At 71.0% G+C, this 20,426-nt stretch carries 15 protein-coding genes, 1 tRNA gene and 3 pseudogenes; 4 read left to right on the plus strand and 15 right to left on the minus strand.

Translation table 11 applies throughout. The features are described 5' to 3' along the window. Positions 1-2: 2 nt before the first annotated feature. The 10 genes and pseudogenes from prfA to E2C04_RS20990 all read right to left on the minus strand — a co-directional run. On the minus strand, positions 3-1,076 hold the full coding sequence (gene prfA, locus E2C04_RS11955) for a peptide chain release factor 1 (protein ID WP_135832759.1): 1,074 nt from the start codon (positions 1,074-1,076) through the stop codon (positions 3-5). A 105-nt stretch (positions 1,077-1,181) separates the two neighbouring features. Next, the gene (gene rpmE / locus E2C04_RS11960) at positions 1,182-1,388 is read right to left on the minus strand and encodes a 50S ribosomal protein L31 (protein ID WP_135832760.1); all 207 of its coding nucleotides are present in this window, start codon (positions 1,386-1,388) and stop codon (positions 1,182-1,184) included. A 124-nt stretch (positions 1,389-1,512) separates the two neighbouring features. Then, the gene (locus tag E2C04_RS11965; RefSeq protein WP_135832761.1) at positions 1,513-1,878 is read right to left on the minus strand and encodes a response regulator transcription factor; all 366 of its coding nucleotides are present in this window, start codon (positions 1,876-1,878) and stop codon (positions 1,513-1,515) included. A gap of 120 nt (positions 1,879-1,998) precedes the next feature. Beyond that, positions 1,999-3,981, minus strand: a complete 1,983-nt coding sequence (gene rho, locus E2C04_RS11970) for a transcription termination factor Rho (protein WP_135832762.1) — start codon at positions 3,979-3,981, stop codon at positions 1,999-2,001. A gap of 257 nt (positions 3,982-4,238) precedes the next feature. Then, a complete protein-coding gene (thrB, locus tag E2C04_RS11975; protein WP_135832763.1) occupies positions 4,239-5,138 on the minus strand; it encodes a homoserine kinase in 900 nt (299 codons plus the stop codon). Between the two features lie 2 nt (positions 5,139-5,140). Then, positions 5,141-6,208 (minus strand): threonine synthase, encoded by a 1,068-nt coding sequence (thrC, locus tag E2C04_RS11980; RefSeq protein ID WP_135832764.1) that lies wholly within the window; start codon positions 6,206-6,208, stop codon positions 5,141-5,143. Continuing rightward, a complete protein-coding gene (locus E2C04_RS11985) occupies positions 6,205-7,497 on the minus strand; it encodes a homoserine dehydrogenase (protein ID WP_135832765.1) in 1,293 nt (430 codons plus the stop codon). The genes thrC and E2C04_RS11985 overlap by 4 nt, the downstream gene beginning before the upstream one ends. After that, on the minus strand, positions 7,494-8,909 hold the full coding sequence (gene lysA / locus E2C04_RS11990) for a diaminopimelate decarboxylase (RefSeq protein WP_135832766.1): 1,416 nt from the start codon (positions 8,907-8,909) through the stop codon (positions 7,494-7,496). Before lysA ends, E2C04_RS11985 begins: the two co-directional genes overlap by 4 nt. After that, positions 8,906-10,123 carry an arginine--tRNA ligase gene (gene argS, locus E2C04_RS11995; RefSeq protein WP_275106500.1) on the minus strand — a complete coding sequence of 406 codons (1,218 nt, stop codon included), beginning with the start codon at positions 10,121-10,123 and terminating at the stop codon, positions 8,906-8,908. The genes lysA and argS overlap by 4 nt, the downstream gene beginning before the upstream one ends. A gap of 226 nt (positions 10,124-10,349) precedes the next feature. Continuing rightward, positions 10,350-10,568, minus strand: a pseudogene (locus tag E2C04_RS20990) (arginine--tRNA ligase); the annotation flags it as partial. A 137-nt stretch (positions 10,569-10,705) separates the two neighbouring features. Here E2C04_RS20990 and E2C04_RS12000 point away from each other — a divergent pair. Continuing rightward, a tRNA-Arg gene (locus tag E2C04_RS12000) sits at positions 10,706-10,777 on the plus strand. Between the two features lie 108 nt (positions 10,778-10,885). Here E2C04_RS12000 and E2C04_RS19950 read toward each other — a convergent pair. The 3 genes from E2C04_RS19950 to E2C04_RS12010 are packed head-to-tail and all read right to left on the minus strand — an operon-like array spanning position 10,886 to position 12,365. Beyond that, on the minus strand, positions 10,886-11,173 hold the full coding sequence (locus E2C04_RS19950; RefSeq protein ID WP_238694265.1) for a hypothetical protein: 288 nt from the start codon (positions 11,171-11,173) through the stop codon (positions 10,886-10,888). Beyond that, positions 11,170-11,820 (minus strand): LCP family protein, encoded by a 651-nt coding sequence (locus E2C04_RS12005; protein WP_238694266.1) that lies wholly within the window; start codon positions 11,818-11,820, stop codon positions 11,170-11,172. Before E2C04_RS12005 ends, E2C04_RS19950 begins: the two co-directional genes overlap by 4 nt. Continuing rightward, positions 11,817-12,365 (minus strand): hypothetical protein, encoded by a 549-nt coding sequence (locus tag E2C04_RS12010; RefSeq protein WP_135832767.1) that lies wholly within the window; start codon positions 12,363-12,365, stop codon positions 11,817-11,819. Before E2C04_RS12010 ends, E2C04_RS12005 begins: the two co-directional genes overlap by 4 nt. A gap of 186 nt (positions 12,366-12,551) precedes the next feature. On the opposite strand from E2C04_RS12010, the pseudogene E2C04_RS12015 reads away from it, so the two are divergent. The 3 genes and pseudogenes from E2C04_RS12015 to E2C04_RS12020 all read left to right on the plus strand — a co-directional run bounded on the left by E2C04_RS12015 (position 12,552) and on the right by E2C04_RS12020 (position 18,508). Next, positions 12,552-16,286 (plus strand): annotated as a pseudogene (locus tag E2C04_RS12015) (multifunctional oxoglutarate decarboxylase/oxoglutarate dehydrogenase thiamine pyrophosphate-binding subunit/dihydrolipoyllysine-residue succinyltransferase subunit). Positions 16,287-16,307: 21 nt separating this feature from the next. After that, a pseudogene (locus E2C04_RS19955) lies at positions 16,308-16,484 on the plus strand (DUF6104 family protein). 1,337 nt (positions 16,485-17,821) lie between these two features. Continuing rightward, positions 17,822-18,508: a class I SAM-dependent methyltransferase gene (locus tag E2C04_RS12020; RefSeq protein WP_238694267.1), complete on the plus strand. Its 687-nt coding sequence runs from the start codon at positions 17,822-17,824 to the stop codon at positions 18,506-18,508. Between the two features lie 14 nt (positions 18,509-18,522). Here the strand turns inward: E2C04_RS12020 and E2C04_RS12025 are convergent, their stop codons facing one another. Both E2C04_RS12025 and E2C04_RS12030 read right to left on the minus strand, forming a co-directional pair. Next, complete coding sequence (locus E2C04_RS12025) at positions 18,523-19,152, minus strand: hypothetical protein (protein WP_135832769.1); 630 nt, start codon at positions 19,150-19,152, stop codon at positions 18,523-18,525. Next, positions 19,149-19,895 carry an MbnB/TglH/ChrH family RiPP precursor modification enzyme gene (locus E2C04_RS12030; protein ID WP_135832770.1) on the minus strand — a complete coding sequence of 249 codons (747 nt, stop codon included), beginning with the start codon at positions 19,893-19,895 and terminating at the stop codon, positions 19,149-19,151. The genes E2C04_RS12025 and E2C04_RS12030 overlap by 4 nt, the downstream gene beginning before the upstream one ends. Positions 19,896-20,426 lie beyond the last annotated feature (531 nt).

Raw genomic sequence — 20,426 nt, forward strand, 5'->3', positions numbered from 1 at the left:
GCTCAGTCCTCCAGCTCGGCGAGGCGGGCCGCGAGGTCGGCCTGGACGCAGGAGTCGAGCACCGGACCGAGGTCACCGTCGAGGACCTGGTCGAGGTTGTAGGACTTGTAGCCGGTGCGGTGGTCGGAGATCCGGTTCTCCGGGTAGTTGTAGGTCCGGATCCGCTCGGAGCGGTCGACCGTACGCACCTGCGAGCGACGGGCCTCCGACGCCTCGGCGTCCGCGGCGTCCTGGGCGGCGGTGAGCAGGCGGGCGCGCAGGATGCGCATCGCCTGCTCCTTGTTCTGCAGCTGCGACTTCTCGTTCTGGCAGCTCACCACGATGCCGGTCGGCAGGTGCGTGATGCGCACGGCGGAGTCGGTGGTGTTGACGCTCTGCCCGCCGGGGCCCGAGCTGCGGAAGACGTCGATGCGCAGGTCGTTGTCGTCGACCGTGACGTCGACCTGCTCCGCCTCGGGCATCACCAGGACACCGGCGGCGGAGGTGTGGACCCTTCCCTGCGACTCGGTCACGGGGACACGCTGCACGCGGTGCACGCCACCCTCGAACTTGAGCAGGGCGTACGGCGCTCCCCCGGGCTCCACGGCACCGCGCGCCTTCACGGCGACGGTGACCGACTTGTAGCCGCCGAGGTCGGAGCCGGTGGAGTCGAGCACCTCGACCGACCAGCCGGCACGTTCGGCGTAGCGGCTGTACATGCGCAGCAGGTCGGCGGCGAAGAGCGCGGACTCCTCCCCGCCCTCACCCGACTTGATCTCGAGCAGCGCGTCCTTGCCGTCGGCCGGGTCGCGCGGGACCAGGAGGCGCCGCAGCCGCTCCTCGGCGACGGGGATGCGCTCGGCGAGCGTGTCGGCCTCAGCGGCGAAGTCGGGGTCGTCGGAAGCCAGCTCGCGGGCCGCCACAAGGTCGTCCTGCAGGCCCGTCCACTCGCGCCACGCTCCGATGACGGCCGAGAGCTCGGCGTAGCGCTGGTTGAGCTGCTTGGCGAGTCGCTGGTCGGCGTGCGTCTCGGGGGCTGCGAGCCTCTGCTCGAGATCGGCATGCTCGGCGACCATGCCCTCGACGGCCTCGAACAAGGTTCAACTCCTGCGGTGACGTGCGACCCGGAGCGCGGCGTACGCCCGGGGAAATGGACCGACGCCGGTCACCCACCGAAGTGGGGACCGGCGTCGACGAGGCACTTACTTCTTGCCGTAGCGAGCCTCGAAGCGGGCCACGCGGCCGCCGGTGTCGAGGATCTTCTGCTTACCGGTGTAGAACGGGTGGCACTGCGAGCAGACGTCGGCGTGGAGCTTGCCGGACGTGGCGGTGCTGCGGGTGGTGAACGACGCGCCGCAGGTGCAGGTGACCGCGGTCTCGACGTACTCGGGGTGAATGTCCTTCTGCATGTCTTCCTCTCGAGGTCGCCGGGTCGCACTGCCTGGTGCAGGGCGTGAGCCGGTACCGAGGGTCAAGTCTGCCACTTTCGTGGTCAGAGCCAGAAATCCGGGCCCGCGGTTGCGGGGCGGAGGGTCAACGGTTGAGCAACGCCTCGACCCGGGCCGCCAATTCCCGCGGGCTGAACGGCTTGGTGATGTAGTCGTCGGCGCCGGAGTCGAAGCCGGTCTCACGGTCCGACTCCTGCGCGCGCGCCGTCAGCAGGATGACCGGGAGGTCGGCCAGGTCGGGCTCGTTGCGGATCACCCGCACCGCCTCGAGGCCGGACATGCCGGGCATCATGACGTCGAGGACCGCCAGGTCGGGCCGACGCCGACGGACCTCCTCGACCGCGGACGAGCCGTCAGCCACCGCCACGACCTCGTGCCCGAGGGTGGAGAGCTTGAACTCGACCAGTTCGCGGATGTCCACGTCGTCGTCGGCAACGAGGATGTGCGCCATGAGTGTCGGTGACCCTTCGTCGTGATGATGGGGGAAGCCTAGGCCGCGCCGCGGCTTCCGCAGCGAAATGACGGCAAGCGGGGACCTTTTGACCCCCGCTTACCGCAATTGAGGTAGGTGTCAGCGCTTCACGAGCGACTCGGGGACGGCCTGCTGCACCTGGGTGAGGAACTCGACGTTGTTCTGCGTCTTCCCCATCCGGCCCAGCACCGACTCCAGCGCGGTGAGGGGCTCCACGTCCATCAGGGCGGTCCGCAGCTTGAGCAGCGTCTCCTGCTCCTGCTCGCCGAGCAGGTGCTCCTCACGACGGGTGGAGGAGGCCACCACGTCGACGGGCGGGAAGATCCGGCGGCGAGCCAGCTCACCCCGCAGCACCAGCTCCATGTTGGCCGTGCCGGCGAACTCCTCGAAGATCGCGTCGTCGGAGGACGAGCCCGTCTCGACGATCGCGGTGGCGAGGATGGTCAGCGACCCACCGTCCTCGACGTTGCGCGCCGCACCGAAGAGCTGCTTGGCGGGGTGGAGCGCAGCAGCGTCCACTCCCCCGTGCACGACCTTGCCGCTGGCCGGCGCCACCGTCTGGTAGGCGCGACCCAGGCTCGTCAGCGAGTCCATCAGCACGACCACGTCGTGGCCGAGCTCGACCAGGCGCTTGGCCCGCTCGACGGCGAGCTCCGCGATGAGGATGTGGTCGCCCGCCGGACGGTCGAACGTGGAGGCGATCACCTCGCCCCGGATCGAGCGCTGGTAGTCGGTCACCTCCTCGGGACGCTCGTCGATCAGCACGACCATGAGGTGGCACTCGGGGTTGTTGCGGCTGATCGAGCTCGCGATGGCGCCGACCACCTCGGTCTTGCCGGAGCGCGGCGGCGCCACGACGAGGCCGCGCTGGCCCTTGCCGATCGGCGAGGCGACGTCGACGACCCGACCGAGCAGGTTGGCGGCGTCGGTCTCGAGGCGCAGGCGGTCCTGCGGGTGGATCGGCGTGAACTCGCCGAACTCGGCGCGCTCCTTGGCGTTCTCCGGGTCCATCCCGTTGACCGAGTCGATCCGGACCATCGGGTTGAACTTCTCCCGGCGCTCCCCCTCACGCGGGTGGCGCACCTGGCCGACCAGCGCGTCGCCGCGACGGAGACCGTACTTGCGCACCATCGAGAGCGAGAGGTAGACGTCGTCCGGCCCCGCAGGTAAGCCGCTGGTGCGGACGAACGCGTAGTTGTCGAGCACGTCCAGGATGCCGGCGGCCGGCACGAGCACGTCGTCCTCGAGGATCGTGGTGTCCGGCTCGGTACGACCCGTGCGGCCGGCGGTGCGCTCGCGACCGCGGCGGCGACGGCTGCGGCGCCCCGTGCCGTCCTCGTCGAGGTCGTCGTCGTCGCGCCCCTGGTTGCCGTCCTGGTTGCGGTCAGCGTTCCGGTCCTGGTTGCGGTCCTGGTTGCTGCGCTCCTGCTTGGACTGCTGGCCCTGGTCCTGCTTGTTCTGCTGCTGCCCCTTGCCCTGCTTGTCCTGGCCGGACTTGTCCTGCTTGGGCTGCTGTCCCTTGCCCTGCTGGTCCCGGTTCTGGTCCCGGTTCTGGTCCCGGTTCTGGTCCTGGCCACCGGACCTGTCCTGCTTGGACTGCGGGCCCTGCTTGTCCTGCTGCTTGTCCTGCTGCTGTGCCTGCTGCTTGTCCTGCTGTCCCTGGCGGGTGCGCTCACGACGGCGCTCGCCCTCGGGCTGGGGAGCACCACCCTGAGCCGCGGCGGGAGCCTCGGCGGCGACCTCGGCCGGCGCCTCCCCCGGGGTCGGGAGCGGCACGTCGGCACCCGCCCGGGAGGCGCGCGCACCCCGCGTACGCTGCGTGGTCCGCACCGCGGGCGCCTCGACGCCGTCACCGCTGGGAGCGGCCGCGGCGGGCGCGGCTGCCGGCTGCGCGGCGCTCTTCTGCGCGTGCGCGTCCTGGGTCGCCTTGATGGCCTCGACCAGCTGCGCCTTCTTCATGGAGCCGGCACCCTTGATGCCGATCCCCTGCGCCACTGCCTTCAGGTCGGCCAGCAGCATCGTGTTGAGGCTGGTGGCCTTCTTCTTCGGCGCGGCGGCGCCGGTTTCGCCTGTCTCGCTCACGTGAGCCCTTCCCACGTTCGGTGCTGACTCGAGGAGGCCAGCACGACTCTTGAACTTGCTCGCTTCGGCGGGCGTCGCGAGGACACCGTGGGCCTGACGAGAAGGTCACCCTCGATGGCAGACGCCAGAGTCGGGTGGATGCGCCGAGTGGCGCGTCGCCCACGCTACCACCAGCGTGACGGCGTCGAGGGAGTTGGCGCAGGAGCGAGCCGCACTCCCGCGGGACGGTGGTCCCGGGGAGCGGCCACGACGTCAGGTCACTCGACCCGGGCACCCTGGCTGTCGACGGGCAGGTGGCGCGCCGTCCAGCCTGCGGGGCTGCGCTCGAGCAGCGCGGCGACCGACGAGACGTCGGTCAGCGCGAGCACGGTCGGGCCGGCACCGGAGACCACCGCAGGGATGCCGTCGGCGCGCAGCTTGCGTACGAGCTCGAGGGACTCCGGCATCGCCGGCTCGCGGTAGTCCTGGTGGAGCTTGTCCTCGGTGGCCGCGAGCAGCCACTCCGGGCGTGAGGTGAGGGCGGCGACCAGCAGGGCGGCACGCCCGGCGTTGGCCGCGGCGTCACCGTGCGGGACGGTCGCCGGCAGGAGGCCGCGGGCGACCTTGGTGGAGACCGGCTCGGCGGGCACGAAGGCCACCGTGGTGACCCGCGGGTCGACCGGCACGTTGACCGAGAACCAGCGCTCCCCGTCGTGGCCGGCGATGGTGAAGCCGCCGTACATCGCCGGGGCCACGTTGTCGGGGTGGCCCTCCAGCCCGGCGGCGAGCCGGAAGATGGCGTCGTCGTCGAGCAGCAGCTGACCACCGGCGACCATCGCCCGGGCGAGCACGAGGCCGCCGATGATGGCGGCCGAGGAGGAACCCATGCCCCGGGTGTGCGGGATGACGTTCTTGCAGACCAGCGAGAAGCCCGGCGGCTCCGCACCCATCGCGCGGAACCCCATCCGCATCGCGCGCACGACCAGGTGGGACTCGTCGCGGGGCACGTCGTCGGCACCCTGGCCGCGGACGTCCACCTCGATCCCGCCGGTGGTCACCTCGGCGACCAGCTCGTCACGGGTGCCGAGCGCGAGGCCCAGGGCGTCGAACCCGGGGCCCAGGTTCGCGGAGGTGGCGGGGACGGTGACGCGCACCGGCCCCTCGACGAACGTCGCCACCCTCAGGCCAGTCCGGCGGCGCGGGCAGCCGCGTCGACGTCGGCGTCGACCACGACGTCGACCAGCTCACCGAAGCCCTCGAGCGCGGTGGCCGTGTCCTTGAGGCCGTGCCCGGTGACCGTGATGACGATCTGCTTGCCGGAGAAGTCCTCGCCGGCCGCGACGGCCTTGAGCAGGCCCGCGACGCCGGCCGCGGAGGCGGGCTCGACGAAGACGCCGTCCTTCGAGGCCAGCTGCGACTGGGCGGCAAGGATCTCGTCGTCGCTCAGCGCGGTGAACGAGCCGCCGGACTCCTCCTTCGCGGCGACCGCGAGGTCCCACGAGGCGGGGTTGCCGATGCGGATCGCGGTGGCCTTGGTCTCGGGGTCCAGGACCGGCTCGCCCTTGACCAGCGGGGCCGCGCCCTCGGCCTGGAAGCCGCGCATGACCGGGCGGCGGGTGGACTTGCCGAGCTTCTCGTACTCGTTGTAGCCCATCCAGTAGGCGGAGATGTTGCCCGCGTTGCCGACCGGCAGGAAGTGCAGGTCGGGGGCGTCGCCGAGGAAGTCGACGATCTCGAAGGCGGCGGTCTTCTGGCCCTGGAGGCGGGCGGGGTTGACCGAGTTGACCAGCGCGACCGGGTACTTCTCGCTCAGCTCGCGCGCCATGCGCAGGCAGTCGTCGAAGTTGCCGCGGACCATGATGACCTGGCCGCCGTGCAGGATCGCCTGGGCCATCTTGCCTGCGGCGATCTTGCCCTCGGGCACGAGCACGAGGGGCTTGAGGCCGGCCTTGGCGGCGTACGCAGCCATGGACGCGGAGGTGTTGCCCGTCGACGCGCAGACGCACGCCTTGGCACCCTCGTGCACGGCCACCGACATCGCGGTGGTCATGCCGCGGTCCTTGAAGGAGCCGGTCGGGTTGTTGCCCTCGACCTTGAGCCAGACCTCGGCGCCGGTCAGGCCGGAGAGCCAGCCGGAGTCGACGAGCGGCGTACCGCCCTCACGCAGGGTCACCGCAGGGGTGCCCTCGGGGATGTCGAGCAGCTCGCGGTACTCCTCGATCACGCCTCGCCACTGGTGCACGGTCATTCCGACTCTCCTTCAACGCGCATCACCGAGGTGACCTCGCGGACGATCTCCATGCCCCGCAACGTCTCGACGGTGGCACTCAGCTGGGCGTCCGTGGCCTGGTGGGAGACGACGACGAGCTGTGCGTCGGCGCCGCGTCCCTCCTGTCGGACGATCTGGATCGAGACACCGTTGTCTGCGAAGGCCTGGGCGACCGCGGCGAGCACGCCGGCGCGGTCCTCCACGTCGATGGCGACGTGGTAGCGGGTGACGGTCTCCCCCATCGGGCGCACCGCGCGGTCCGCGTAGGCGGACTCCCCGACACCGGTGGTGTCGTTGAGACGGTTGCGGCCCACCGTGACGAGGTCACCGAGGACGGCCGAGGCGGTGGGCGAGCCACCGGCACCGGGGCCGTAGAACATGAGCTGGCCGGCGGCCTCGGACTCGACGAAGACGGCGTTGTACGCCTCCCGCACGCTCGCGAGCGGGTGCGAGCGCGGGATCATTGCCGGGTGCACGCGCACCGAGACCTGGTCGTCGCGCAGCTCGGCGATGGCGAGCAGCTTCACGACGGCGTCCATGTCGCGGGCGGAGGCGACGTCGGCGGCGGAGACCTCCGAGATGCCCTCGCGGTGCACGTCCTGGGCGGTGACCCGGGTGTGGAAGGCGAGGCTGGCCAGGATCGCGGCCTTGGCGGCGGCGTCGAAGCCCTCCACGTCGGCGGTCGGGTCGGCCTCGGCGTAGCCGAGCTCCTGGGCCTCCTCCAGCGCCTCGGCGAAGCCGGCACCGGAGGTGTCCATCTTGTCCAGGATGAAGTTGGTGGTGCCGTTGACGATGCCGAGCACGCGGGTGACGCGGTCACCGGCGAGCGACTCGCGCAGCGGGCGCAGGATCGGGATCGCGCCGGCGACGGCGGCCTCGTAGTAGAGGTCGCGACCGGCCTTGGAGGCCGCCTCGAAGAGGGTGGGCCCGTCCTCGGCGAGCAGCGCCTTGTTGGCGGTGACCACCGAGGCGCCCGACTCCAGCGCCTTGAGGATCAGGGTGCGGGCCGGCTCGATGCCACCGATGACCTCGACCACGACGTCGACGTCCTCGCGGGTCACCAACGCCTCGGCGTCGGTCGTGAGGAGCCCCTCGGGGACCTCGACCTCGCGCGGGGCGTCGAGACGGCGTACGGAGACGCCGACCAGCTCCACCGGAGCGCCCACCCGTGCCTCGAGGTCGCCCGCCTGCTCCGTGAGGAGCCGGACGACCTGGGAGCCCACCGAGCCGCAGCCCAGGAGCGCCACCTTCAGCGGCTTGTTGCTCATGATTCACCCATGTCGGTTGCCAACAGATCTTCCTCGGTCTCGCGGCGCACGATGACTCGCGACGCCCCGTTGCGCACGGCGACCACCGGGGGCCGCAGTGCGTGGTTGTAGTTCGACGCCATCGAGCGGCAGTACGCGCCGGTCGCGGGCACGGCGAGCAGGTCGCCGGCGGTGACGTCGGAGGGCAGGAACTCGTCCTTGACGACGATGTCGCCGGCCTCGCAGTGCTTGCCGACGACGCGGGCCAGCCGGGGCTGGGCCTCGGAGCCGCGGCTCGCGACGGTGCAGGAGTAGTCGGCGTCGTAGAGGGCGGTGCGGATGTTGTCGCTCATCCCGCCGTCGACGCTGACGTAGAGCCGGCTGGCGCCACCGTCGAGGGCGACGTCCTTGACGGTGCCGACCTCGTAGACGGTGCACATCGACGGGCCGACGATCGCGCGCCCGGGCTCGATGGAGAGTCGCGGGGCCGAGATGCCCAGCGCGCGGCACTCGTGCGCCACGATCTCGGTCATCTCCTTGGCCAGCTTCGCCGGGGTCGAGGGGTCGTCCTGGGTCGTGTAGGCGATGCCGAAGCCGCCGCCCAGGTCCATCTCGGGCATCGTCACGTCGAGCTCGGAGGCGACGCGGGCCTGCAGCGCCAGGACGCGACGGGCCGCGACCTCGAAACCGGCGGAGTCGAAGATCTGGCTGCCGATGTGCGAGTGCAGGCCCAGCAGCGTCACGCCAGGCGCGGCGGAGAGCCGGCGTACGGCCTCGAAGGCGTCGCCCGAGGTGATCGAGAAGCCGAACTTCTGGTCCTCGTGGGCGGTCGCGATGTATTCGTGGGTGTGCGCCTCGACGCCGGCGGTGACCCGCACCATCACGCGTACGTCGGACTCCCCCGCCGCCGCGCGACGCTCGCCGAGCGTGGTGACCCGGGCGACCTCGTCGAAGGAGTCGACGATGATGCGGCCCACGCCGAGCTCGACGGCGCGCGCGATCTCGGAGGGCGTCTTGTTGTTGCCGTGGTAGCCGACGCGGGCCATGTCGAGGCCGGCGCGCTGGGCGACCAGGAGCTCGCCGGCACTGCAGACGTCGAGGTTCAGCCCCTCCTCGGCGATCCACCTCGCCACCGCGACGCTGAGGAACGCCTTGCCGGCGTAGTAGACGTCGAAGTCGGCGAACGCGTCGCGGAAGGCGCGGGCACGACCGCGGAAGTCGTCCTCGTCGAGGACGTACGCCGGGGAGCCGTGCTCGGCGACCAGGTCGGTCACCTTGACGCCGGCGACCTCGAGGACGCCGTCGACCTTGCGGGCGTTGCTCGACCACAGCTGCGGCACGAGCGCGTTGGGGTCACGCGGCTCGCGCAGCCACGTGGGTCCGCGCAGCGCGCCGGAGGCGTGGGCCCAGCCGGCCTCGTGGGTGGTGCTCACATCCGCTCCGGGGCGGAGACGCCGAGCAGCTCCAGGCCGTTGGCCAGGACGGTGCGGGTGGCGGCGACCAGGAGCAGGCGGGCGGCGTGCAGGTCGCCCGGCTCCTCGTCGCCCATCGGCAGGACGCGGCAGCTGTCGTAGAACCGGTGGTAGGTGCCGGCGAGGTCCTCGAGGTAGCGGGCGACGCGGTGCGGCTCGCGCAGCTGTGCCGCGCTGGCGACGACCCGCGGGAACTCGGCCAGGGCGCGCAGCAGCTCGCCCTCCTTCTCGTGGGACAGCAGCGAGGGGTCGAAGTCGGTGCCGGCCGGGGCCAGGCCGAGGTCGGCGCCGTTGCGCAGGATCGAGCTGACGCGGGCGTGCGCGTACTGCACGTAGTAGACCGGGTTGTCGTTGCTGGCCTTGGCCCACAGGTCGAGGTCGAGGTCGATGTTGGAGTCGGAGCTGTAGCGCGCCAGGGCGTAGCGGGCGGCGTCGACGCCGATGGCACCGACCAGGTCGTCGATGGTGACGACGGTGCCGGCACGCTTGGACATGCGCATGGGCTGGCCGTCGCGCAGCAGGTTGACCATCTGGCCGATGAGGATCTCGAGGTTGGTGCCGGGGGTGTCACCGAAGGCGGCGCACATGGCCATCATCCGGCCGACGTAGCCGTGGTGGTCGGCGCCGAGCATGATCAGGCAGCGGTCGAAGCCACGCTCGCGCTTGTCGAGGTAGTAGGCGAGGTCGCCGGACAGGTAGGCGCCCTGGCCGTCGGACTTGATGATCACCCGGTCCTTGTCGTCACCGAACTTCTCGGTGGACAGCCAGATGGCCCCGTCCTTCTCGTAGGTGTTGCCGAGCTCACCGAGGCGCGTGACCGCGCGGTCGACGGCGCCGGACTTGTGCAGCGTGTCCTCGTGGAAGTAGACGTCGAAGTCGACGCCGAAGTCGTGCAGGCTCTTCTTGATCTCGGCGAACATCATGTCGACGCCCACGGAGCGGAAGATCTCCTGCGCGGTCTCCTCGTCGGCCTCGAGCGCGTCGGGGCGCTGGGCGACGACGGCCGCGGCGATGTCGTGGATGTACTGGCCGCCGTAGCCGTCCTCCGGCGTCGGCAGGCCCTTGGCAGCGGCGAGGAGCGAGCCGCTGAAGCGGTCGATCTGGCCGCCGTGGTCGTTGAAGTAGTACTCCCGGGTGACGACGGCGCCGGTTGGTGAAGATGCGGCCGAGCGCATCGCCCACGGCGGCCCAGCGGACCCCACCGATGTGGATCGGGCCGGTCGGGTTGGCGGAGACGAACTCGAGGTTGATCTTCTCGCCGGCGAAGGCGTCCGAGGCCCCGTACGCAGCTCCCGCGGCGACGATGTCGGCGGCGACACGGCCCTGGGCACCGGCGTCCACGGTGATGTTGAGGAAGCCCGGCCCGGCGATCTCGACGGCGGCGACGCCCTCGGTGGCCTCGAGGCGGGTCTTCACCAGCTCGGCGAAGGCGCGGGGGTTGCTGCCGGCCTTCTTGGCGAGCTGGAGCGCCACGTTGGTGGCGTAGTCGCCGTGCCCCTTCTGGCGGGGTCGCTCCACCGTCACGTCGCTCGGCACGCCGTCGGGCAGCGTGATCGATCCGTCGGCCACGAGGCCGTTGAGTGCGTCGACGATCAGGGAGGAGAGATGCTCGGGGGTCACCCGCCCAGCCTATCCGCGCCGGAGACCGGACCTCTCATCGGTTTCACTCCGTGCGACCAGCGCGACCGGGGACACACCGGCACCGGGGTGGTTTCGCGGCTGTTGCGAAGGAGCGGTAGGGTTCGTGGACGCTACGGGCCCCCGTAGCTCAGGGGATAGAGCACCGCCCTCCGGAGGCGGGAGCGTAGGTTCGAATCCTACCGGGGGTACGGACCACCCAGTGGTCACGAGATCGAAGCGAGTACGACGAAGGGGCAGCGCCGCGGCGCTGCCCCTTCGTCGTTCTCGTGGCGCCCGTGGGCGACGTCGTACGCCTCTCAGCACCGCTTGATCGTGGCGTCCTTGCGGGCGTCGTTGCCGTAGCGGCGGGCCGTCGCGACGTCGGGGAAGACGACGCTGGCCGAGCCGGCCTGGCCGATGCTGCCCTTCACCACGCAGGTGGAGATCTTGTTCGCCTTCACCTGGGTGATCGCCTGGGCGATCCGGTAGAGCTCGACCGGCGAGGCGTCGGTGTGGGTGTGCTTGAGCACCGCAGCCACGCCGCCCTCGATGAAGCCCGGCTTGCGCTGCTCCGCCACGATCTTGGCGTGGATGCCGCGGATCACCCGCTGCTGGTTGGCCGAGCGCCGCCGAAGTCACCGTCGACCAGGCCCTTGCGGATCCTGGAGAAGGCGAGGGCGTCGTACCAGCCGAGCTTGATCCTGCCGGCCCGGAAGCCCTCCTTCTTGAGGTTCACGTCGGAGAAGGCGTACGGGTTGTCGACCTGGATCGGCCCGATCTCGCGGACCATCCCCTCGACTCCCTCGAAGCGCGCCACCATCACGTAGTCGGGCTCGATCCCGATCAGTCCGGCGACCGTCCTGGCCTGCAGCTGCGGCCCGCCGAAGACCATCGCCGAGTTGATCCGGTTGCGGCCGTGCCCGGGGATGTCGACGTAGGAGTCGCGGGCCAGGCCGATCGCGGTGGCCGCGCCGGTCTTCGTGTGGATGCCGACGAGCTGCAGCGCGTCACCACGGGTCTTGACCTTGTCCTCCCACGGGCGCGCGTCCGAGCCGATGGCCAGGATCCAGACGACGTCGGGGCTGAGGTCGACCCCCTGGGCGCGCTCGACCTTCACGAAGCTCACCTCGGTGGAGGCGACCTCGGAGTCGGGCACGACGACGGCGACGCCGGCGAGCACCGCCGCGAGCGCCGTCGTACGCACCACTCGCCGCACCCAGCGACGTACGCGTGAGGTCTCGGGGCTGCTCATCGCTCACCCTCCGTCAGGTCGAAGCCGAAGATCTTCCAACCGTCCTCGGTCGGCGTCAGGAGCAGACGACCGCGCACCTGCACGGCCTTCTCGACCTCCCCGGTGGTGTCGTAGTCCAGGACGACGCGGGCCGTGACGCCGCGCGCCCTGCCGCCCGCGGCCAGGACGTCGTACCGCACGACCCGTCGGGTCGCGGTGACGGAGTCGACCTGCTCGCTGATCTCGGCGGCCGAGGTCAGGGCCCGGTCCTTCGCCGCCAGCGCGGCGGCGTCGGGGGTGAATCCCGCCCACGCCTCCTTGCCGATCGAGCGGGGCCACTCCCCCGCCACGTGGGCCGCGTCGATCCAGCCGTCGACGACCGGCGTGACCGCGGAGACGAGCGCGCGGCGCTGCGGCGGCCGCAGCCGTCCGCGGACGGTGGCGACCTTGGTGGTCGTCTCGATCGCCGCCGCCTTGCCACTGTCGTTGTCAGGGGTCTCGGGCTCCTCGTCACCGCTGTCTCCGGAGCAGGCCGCGAGGCTACCCAGGAGTAGGGTCAGGACCACTGCGACGGACCCTTGTCGCACTCTTCGGAACATTCGTGCGCTCCTTCCGGCGTCGGCACGCGTGTGTCTCGCCACAGCCTGCCCGAAACCCGACCCTGCACCCCGCATTTGGTTCCGGGTGGGTCTAGCCTTGACCGAGACTTACTTGCACATTCAGCGCGCATACCGGAAGAGGCGAACCAAGCCGTGCCGCAGTCCCCCAGCTCTGACCAGCCTGCATCGACCAGCCCCAGCGCCGACTTCGGCGCCAACGAGTGGCTCGTCGAGGACATGTTCGAGCAGTACCAGAAGGACCCCAAGAGCGTCGGCCCCGAGTGGGCCGAGTACTTCGCCGGACGCGGCAAGGAGACGGCCGCCCAGGCCGCCCCCGCTGCGGCGAAGGCCGCCCCGGCCGCGCAGCAGGCCGCTCCCGCCAAGGCAGCCCCGGCACCGGTGGCGACGTCGCCGGCGACGGGCCCGACGCCGGTCGCCAAGCCGCGCCCGACGGCTGCGGCCGCCGAGCCGGCCAAGGGCACCGCCACCCCGGTGGCCAAGGACCCCGCGCCCGCCGCGAAGTCCGAGGCGAAGGACGAGCCGACGTACACGACGCTGCGTGGCATCCCCGCCGCCACCGCCAAGAACATGGACCTCTCGCTGTCCGTGCCGACGGCGACCTCGGTGCGCAACGTGCCCGTGAAGCTGATGTGGGACAACCGCACGGTCATCAACAACCACCTCAACCGCGCCCGCGGCGGCAAGGTCTCGTTCACGCACCTGATCGGCTACGCGATCATCCGCGCGATCCGTGACTTCCCGGCGATGAACAACACCTACGCCGAGGTCAACGGCAAGCCGACGCTGGTCACCCCTGCGCACGTCAACTTCGGCCTGGCGATCGACCAGGTCAAGGCCGACGGCACCCGCCAGCTGGTCGCCCCCTCGATCAAGGGCTGCGAGTCGATGGACTTCGCCGGCTTCTGGACGGCCTACGAGGAGATCGTCAAGAAGGCCCGCGACAACAAGCTGGGCATGGACGACTACGCCGGCACCACGATCTCGCTGACCAACGTCGGCGGACTCGGCACCAGCCACTCCGTGCCGCGCCTGATGGCCGGCCAGGCCGCCATCTTCGGCGTCGGCTCGATGGAGTACCCGCCGGAGTTCCAGGGCGCCTCCGAGGAGACGCTGACCCGCAACGCGGTCAGCAAGATCATGACGATCACCTCGACCTACGACCACCGCGTCATCCAGGGCGCGCAGTCGGGCGAGTTCCTCCGCCGCGTGCACCAGCTGCTCAACGGTGAGGACGGCTTCTACGACGAGATCTTCGCGTCGCTGCGCATCCCCTACCAGCCGATCCGCTGGAGCAAGGACATCGCGACCTCGCACGACGAGGACATCAGCAAGCAGGCCCGCATCCTCGAGCTGATCCACGCCTACCGCGTGCGCGGCCACCTGATGGCCGACACCGACCCGCTGGAGTACCGCCAGCGCACCCACCCCGACCTCGAGATCGAGTCGCACGGCCTCACGCTGTGGGACCTCGACCGCGAGTTCGCGACGGGGTCGTTCGGTGGCGAGGGCAAGCGCTTCATGAAGCTGCGCGACATCCTCGGCATCCTGCGTGACTCCTACTGCCGCACCATCGGTGTGGAGTACATGCCATCATGGACCCGGAGCAGCGTCGCTGGATCCAGGAGCGCATCGAGGTCCCGCACGAGAAGACCCCGCGCGAGGAGCAGCTCCGCATCCTGCTCAAGCTCAACCAGGCGGAGGCCTTCGAGACCTTCCTGCAGACGAAGTTCGTCGGCCAGAAGCGCTTCTCCCTCGAGGGCGGCGAGACCACCATCCCGCTGGTCGACGAGATCTGCGAGGCGGCCGCCGAGGCCGACCTCGACGAGGTCACGATCGGCATGGCGCACCGCGGACGCCTCAACGTGCTGGCCAACATCGTCGGCAAGTCCTACTCGCAGATCTTCCGCGAGTTCGAGGGCAACATCGACCCGCGCACCGTGCAGGGCTCCGGCGACGTGAAGTACCACCTCGGCGCCGAGGGCGAGTTCGTCGCCGGCACCGGCGACACCGTCAAGGTGTCGGTGGCTGCCAACCCCTCGCACCTCGAGGCCGTCGACCCGGTCCTGGAGGGCATCGCCCGCGCCAAGCAGGACGTGCTCGACCGCGGCTCGGAGTTCCCCGTGCTGCCGCTGCTCGTCCACGGTGACGCGGCGTTCGCCGGTCAGGGTGTCGTCGCCGAGACCCTCAACCTGTCGCAGCTGCGCGGCTACCGCACCGGTGGCACCGTGCACGTGGTCGTCAACAACCAGGTCGGCTTCACCACCTCGCCCGGCTCGTCGCGCTCGTCGCTCTACTGCACCGACGTCGCCCGCATGGTCCAGGCGCCGATCTTCCACGTGAACGGCGACGACCCGGAGGCCTGCATCCGCGTGGCCCGCCTGGCCTTCGAGTTCCGTCAGGAGTTCAACAAGGACGTCGTCATCGACCTCGTCTGCTACCGCCGCCGCGGCCACAACGAGGGTGACGACCCGTCGTACACCCAGCCCTGATGTACGACCTCATCGAGCAGAAGCGCTCCGTGCGCAAGCTCTACACGGAGTCGCTCATCGGTCGCGGTGACATCACCGTGGAGGAGGCCGAGCAGGTGCTGCGCGACTACCAGCAGCAGCTGGAGCGCGTCTTCACCGAGGTCCGCGAGGCCACCTCGGAGCCGTCCGAGTGGACCACCGTCCCGGACTACCGGAGAAGTCGGCGGGCGCCGCCACCTCCTCAGCGGTCAGCCAGGAGGTCCTCAAGCGCATCTCCGACGCCTACCTGACCCGCCGAGGGCTTCACCGTCCACCCGAAGGTCATGCCGCAGCTGCAGCGTCGTGCCGCCGCGATCATCGACGGCCCGATCGACTGGGGCACCGGCGAGATCCTCGCCTTCGGCTCGCTGCTCATGGAGGGCCGCCCGGTCCGCCTGGCCGGTCAGGACTCGCGCCGCGGCACGTTCGTGCAGCGCTTCGCGACGATCATCGACCGCAAGAACGCCGACGAGTGGACCCCGCTGACCACCCTCAGCGAGGACCAGGCGAAGTTCTACGTCTACGACTCGCTGCTCTCCGAGTACGCAGCCCTCGGCTTCGAGTACGGCTACTCCGTGGCCCGTCCCGACGCCCTGGTCCTGTGGGAGGCGCAGTTCGGTGACTTCGTCAACGGCGCGCAGACCGTCATCGACGAGTTCATCTCCTCGGGCGAGACCAAGTGGCGCCAGCAGTCCGGCGTCGTGCTCCTCCTGCCGCACGGCTACGAGGGTCAGGGACCGGACCACTCCTCGGCCCGCATCGAGCGCTTCCTGGCGATGTGCGCCGAGGACGCCATGGTCGTGGCCCAGCCGTCGACCCCGGCCTCGCACTTCCACCTGCTGCGGACGCACTCGCTCGGCGAGGAGCACCGCCCGCTGGTGGTCTTCACGCCGAAGTCGATGCTGAAGCGCAAGGAGGCGGCCTCGCTGCCTTCCGACTTCACCGACGGCACCTACCGCCCCTTCATCGGCGACGACGAGGCCGACCCCAGCAAGGTCGAGACCCTGCTGATGTGCTCGGCCGCGTCACCTGGGACCTGGTCGTGAGCGCAAGAAGCGCGACAACGGCGAGACCTTCGCCATCGGTCGGGTGGAGCAGCTGTACCCGAACCCGGTCAAGGAGATCAAGGCCGAGCTGGCCAAGTACCCGAACCTGAAGACGGTGCGCTGGGTGCAGGACGAGCCGGAGAAACAACGGCCCGTGGCCGCACTACGCCCTCAACGTGTGGACGGAGCTGGACCTCGAGGTCGAGCCGGTCACCCGTCCCGCCTCCGCGTCGCCGTCCGTCGGCACGCTGAAGCGCCACGTGGAGGAGCAGAAGTCGCTCATGGAGAAGGCGTTCGCGCCGCACCGCGGCTGACGCACGACGAGGGATCGCACCATGTACTACACCGACCGCGGCATCGAGGAGCTCGAGAAGCGCCGGGGCGACGAGGAGGTCACCCTTGCCTGGCTCGCCGACCGGCTCCAGGAGTTCACCGACATCCACCCCGAGTTCTAGGTGGCGGTGGAGCGACTGGCCACCTGGCTGGCGCGTGAGGACGATCCCGAGGACTGAGCACGTCCTCTGAGCACGAGCACGACCGCGGGGGCCGGACACCGAGAGGTGTCCGGCCCCCGCGGCATTTGGGCGGCACTTGATTGCGGCTCTTGTCCGCGTACCTCTAATGAGGCCTTCCCGGACGGGACGCAAAACGCTACGTTCGGGTAACTTACGCCCAGACCAGGAGCAGGACGCATGCCGAAGTTCCGAGCCCTTCCCGTCCTCAGCGGCCTCACCGCCGCTGGCCTCGCCCTCAACGGCAAGCGGCTGCGCGAGCGCGCGTCACACCTGCAGGGCCTGCCTCCCGCCCTTGGCCCGGTGGACACGACCAGGTGGCGGGTCGTCGGCGCCACAGGCGTGGAGCTGCACCCCGACACGCTGCCGGCCGCCGTCGCGTGGGCCGAGGAGCAGGGGCTCGACGCCGTCGACCTGGTGCCCGGCGACCTGCCCGTGGCCCGCACCCTCGACCTTCTCCGGTCGTTCGACCCCTCGACCTACCGGACCCTCGCCACCACCCAGGGACGCACCGCCGGGCACGCCGTCGTGGTCCGCACCGAGCTGGCCGAGCGCGCCGGCCTGCCGATCGCCCCGGTCGCCCCCGCAGAGATGGTCGAGGTGGGCCGCCAGGTCAAGCGTTACGCGCCGCGCACCAGCGACCTGGCCGTCGCCCCCGCCGAGCGGGCCGTGGACCTCTCCCCCGACGAGCAGCTGAGCGTGCAGCGCGCGGTCTTCGACCGCTACGGCACCACGAACCTCACTACCCTCGGCCTGCAGCTGGCCGTGCTCGGTGGCGGCCTGCTGGCCTCGCGCCCGGCCGGGGTCGCCGCGCTGGCAGCGTACGAGGCCCAGCCTGCGGCGGTCTTCGCAGGACGTCCCGGGGGCCTGGCACCGCGCGACCTCGGGCGTTCGGTGGGTACGCGGTGGGTGCGCGACGCCGGTCGGCTCGCCGGGCTGCTGCGGGCCGACGCACCGCAGGCGGAGACGATCACGCAGAGCGACGCGCTGCGCGACGAGTACGCCGCGGAGATCGCCCGCGGCACCGAGCGCTTCTTCGAGGCCCCCGTCGACAAGTGCCGCTGGTGCGGGTCGACGGAGCTGAGCACGCTCCTCACCACGCCCGACCTGATCCAGAACAAGCCGGGCACGTTCGCCCTCGACGAGTGCGGCTCGTGCGGCCACGTCTTCCAGAACCCGCGCCTCTCCCCCGAGGGCCTCGACTTCTACTACAAGGACTGCTACGACGGCTTAGGCGGCGCCGAGATGGAGCGGATCGCGCGACGCAGTCGACCGACTACGAAGGACGCGCCGCCCTGGTGCGCGAGCACGACCCCGCGCCCGCCCGCTGGCTCGACGTGGGCAGTGGCCACGCCCACTTCTGCCTGGTGGCCCGCGAGATGTTCCCCGGGACCTCCTTCGAGGGGCTCGACCTGGGCTCGGCGATCGACGACGCGGCGCACCGCGGGTGGATCGACCGCTCCTTCCGCGGCATGTTCCCCGACGTGGCGCCCGAGCTGGCCGGGCAGTTCGACGTGGTGAGCATGCACCACTACCTCGAGCACACCCGTGAGCCCGCCGAGGAGCTCGACGCCGCTGCCACCGCTCTGCGGCCCGGCGGCCTGCTGATGATCGAGGTGCCGAACCCCGACTGCCCGACCGGCCGCACGCTCGGGCGCTACTGGATGCCGTGGCTCCAGCCGCAGCACCAGCAGTTCGTCTCCATGGACCGCCTCCAGCAAGCCCTGGAGGAGCGCGGCTTCACCGTCCTGGAGCGGCACACCACCAAGCCCACCCCCGGCTTCGACACCGTCGCCGCCGCCTGGCTGCTGTCGGGCCACCTCGCGCCCCGCCTGTGGATGCCGTGGCGACGTCGCCCCACGGCCCTCGACCGGGCAGTGCGGACCGGCGTGGTGGCGGCGACCGTGCCCGCCGCAGTCGTCGCCGCGGTGGGCATGGAGGTCGCCAGCCAGGTCTCGGGCGCCCAGGACACCGGCAGCGCCTTCCGGATGCTGGCGCGCCTGGCCGCACCGGCCTCCGCCTGACGCGGCCGGCGCGGTCACACCAGAAGCAGCTCCAAGGCCTCGGCCGTGCGTACGCCGGACCGCAGCGCGCACTGGTCGTGGCAGGGCAGCGCGGCGACCCGGGGACCGTCAGGGGTCGCGACCACGGCGACGTCGACCTCCCGGCGCGGCGCGGTGGTGGTCTCGCTGGCCAGCCGCTGCGGCTCGTGCCCCAGATGGAGCACGACGCCGGGCTCCGGCCCGCCCGGCGGCCGCATCCCCAGGGCCAGCATCGCGCCCTCGAGCGCCGCGGCGTCGGCCAGCGCGGTGCCCACGGGCGTACGACGGACGAGGAAGACCGCGAACCGGGCAGCCTCGGCCTCGAAGTAGAGGCCGTGCGGGAGGTGGCCGGCCCAGAACTCGCGCACCCGCTCGGCCAGCTCGTCGGGGTCGCCGACCCCGAACGTGAGCGGCATCAGGGTGAGCAGCTTGGTGAAGCGCCAGCCGTGGTGCAACGTGCGGGTGAGCCGCATGCCGGGGTCGCTCGCCTGGCTGACGAGGCGCTCACGCTCGACGTCGGTGAGCTGCTCCCCCAACTCACCGAGCTCCCCGCGGGCGATCCGGGCTGCCTGCTCCCGGTCCAGGACCAGCGCAGCCTGGAGCCGCTGGAACGCCTGGAGGGTCATGTGCGGCTCACCGCAGGAAAGAGCGAGCGGGCCCGCTCCACCACCTCGACGAGACCAGCTGGCCCGACCTGGTCGAACCAGGAGCCCAGCAGCTCGAAGGTCACGCCGCCGAGCCGGGGGCACCGGTCGACCACCTGCTCCAGCAGCTGCCAGACCTCCTCGGGCGGCGCACCGGAGTGGGCGTCGACGTAGAAGCCGTCGACGGTCATGCCGCCCGCGATGTGGATCTCGCGGACCGCACCGAGGTCGAGGGCGTCGAGGTAGGCCTCGGCCTCCATGACCCCGTTGACCACGTTGGTGTGCAGGTTGTGCAGGTCGAGCAGGACCGACGCTCCCCACTGCCGCACCAGTGCGTCGAGCACCTCGGGCTCGGTCATCTGCTCGCCGGGCGTCGCGAAGTAGTAGACGTTGTTCTCCAGCAGGAACGGCCGTGCGAGCCGCTCCCGCAGCGCGCGGACGCGGGCGCCGACGAGGTCGACCGTCGCCTGCTCGAGCGGGACCGGCAGGGTGAGGCCGACGTTCACGGGCTGGCCGTCGACGGAGGTGCTGCAGTAGGCGAGGTGCTCGCTCACCCACGGGCAGTCGAGCCACTCGGCCCAGGCGCAGAGCTGGTCGACGTAGGCCTCGTCGAGCTCGTCGGCGCTGCCGATGGACAGCCCGATGCCGTGCAGCAGCACCGGCATCCGCGAGCGGACGTCGTCGAGGAGGCGGCGTACGGAGTCGTCGACCTGGAACCGCGGCACCGCCCCGGCCCGGCGTCGCGCCAGAGGGTGTCCGGGATCACCTCCAGGTAGTCGGCCGGCCACGCGGGAGAGCGGAGCAGCTGCTCCAGCGCAGGCTGGTGCAGCACTCCGACCCCCGCCGGTCGACCTTCCTCAGAAGCGCTGCTGGAGCCGCTCGAAGATGACACTGTCGATGGTGAGACGGTCGAGACCCGACAGGCACGGCGCACAGCCGCGCGGGAAGTTGAAGGTCAACGACTCCTTCAACAGTCGACGACGAAGCGGTCGAACTCCATGTCCGGCTCGAGGGCGATGCGCAGCTCGCGCACCCCTTGTTCGCGCTGCTTGAACTTCTCCTCCATGGGGTCCTGCCTTCCCCCTGGACGGCACGACCCGAGCGTCGTGCCGGTCACTTCACGAATACTCCCGCGGCGGGAATTCCACAAGAGTCAGTTGCGGCGTGGCGCGAGGTCCGGCACGACGTGGGGCGGCTCGTTGGAACGGTCCTCCCCTCAGCCACCCCGGCATGCCCAATTATGAGTAGGGTGGCGC

Origin of the sequence: Nocardioides daphniae, from assembly GCF_004777465.1 — a bacterium.
In the GTDB taxonomy this organism is placed as follows: Bacteria; Actinomycetota; Actinomycetes; order Propionibacteriales; family Nocardioidaceae; genus Nocardioides; species Nocardioides daphniae.

Coding starts and splice junctions, on each gene's coding strand:
- rpmE (WP_135832760.1), bottom strand. CDS start 1,388: ATGCAGAAGGACATTCACCCCGAGTACGTCGAGACCGCGGTCACCTGC.
- E2C04_RS11965 (WP_135832761.1), bottom strand. CDS start 1,878: ATGGCGCACATCCTCGTTGCCGACGACGACGTGGACATCCGCGAACTG.
- thrC (WP_135832764.1), bottom strand. CDS start 6,208: ATGACCGTGCACCAGTGGCGAGGCGTGATCGAGGAGTACCGCGAGCTG.
- E2C04_RS11985 (WP_135832765.1), bottom strand. CDS start 7,497: ATGAGCAACAAGCCGCTGAAGGTGGCGCTCCTGGGCTGCGGCTCGGTG.
- argS (WP_275106500.1), bottom strand. CDS start 10,123: ATGCGCTCGGCCGCATCTTCACCAACCGGCGCCGTCGTCACCCGGGAG.
- E2C04_RS12005 (WP_238694266.1), bottom strand. CDS start 11,820: ATGAGCAGCCCCGAGACCTCACGCGTACGTCGCTGGGTGCGGCGAGTG.
- E2C04_RS12025 (WP_135832769.1), bottom strand. CDS start 19,152: ATGACCCTCCAGGCGTTCCAGCGGCTCCAGGCTGCGCTGGTCCTGGAC.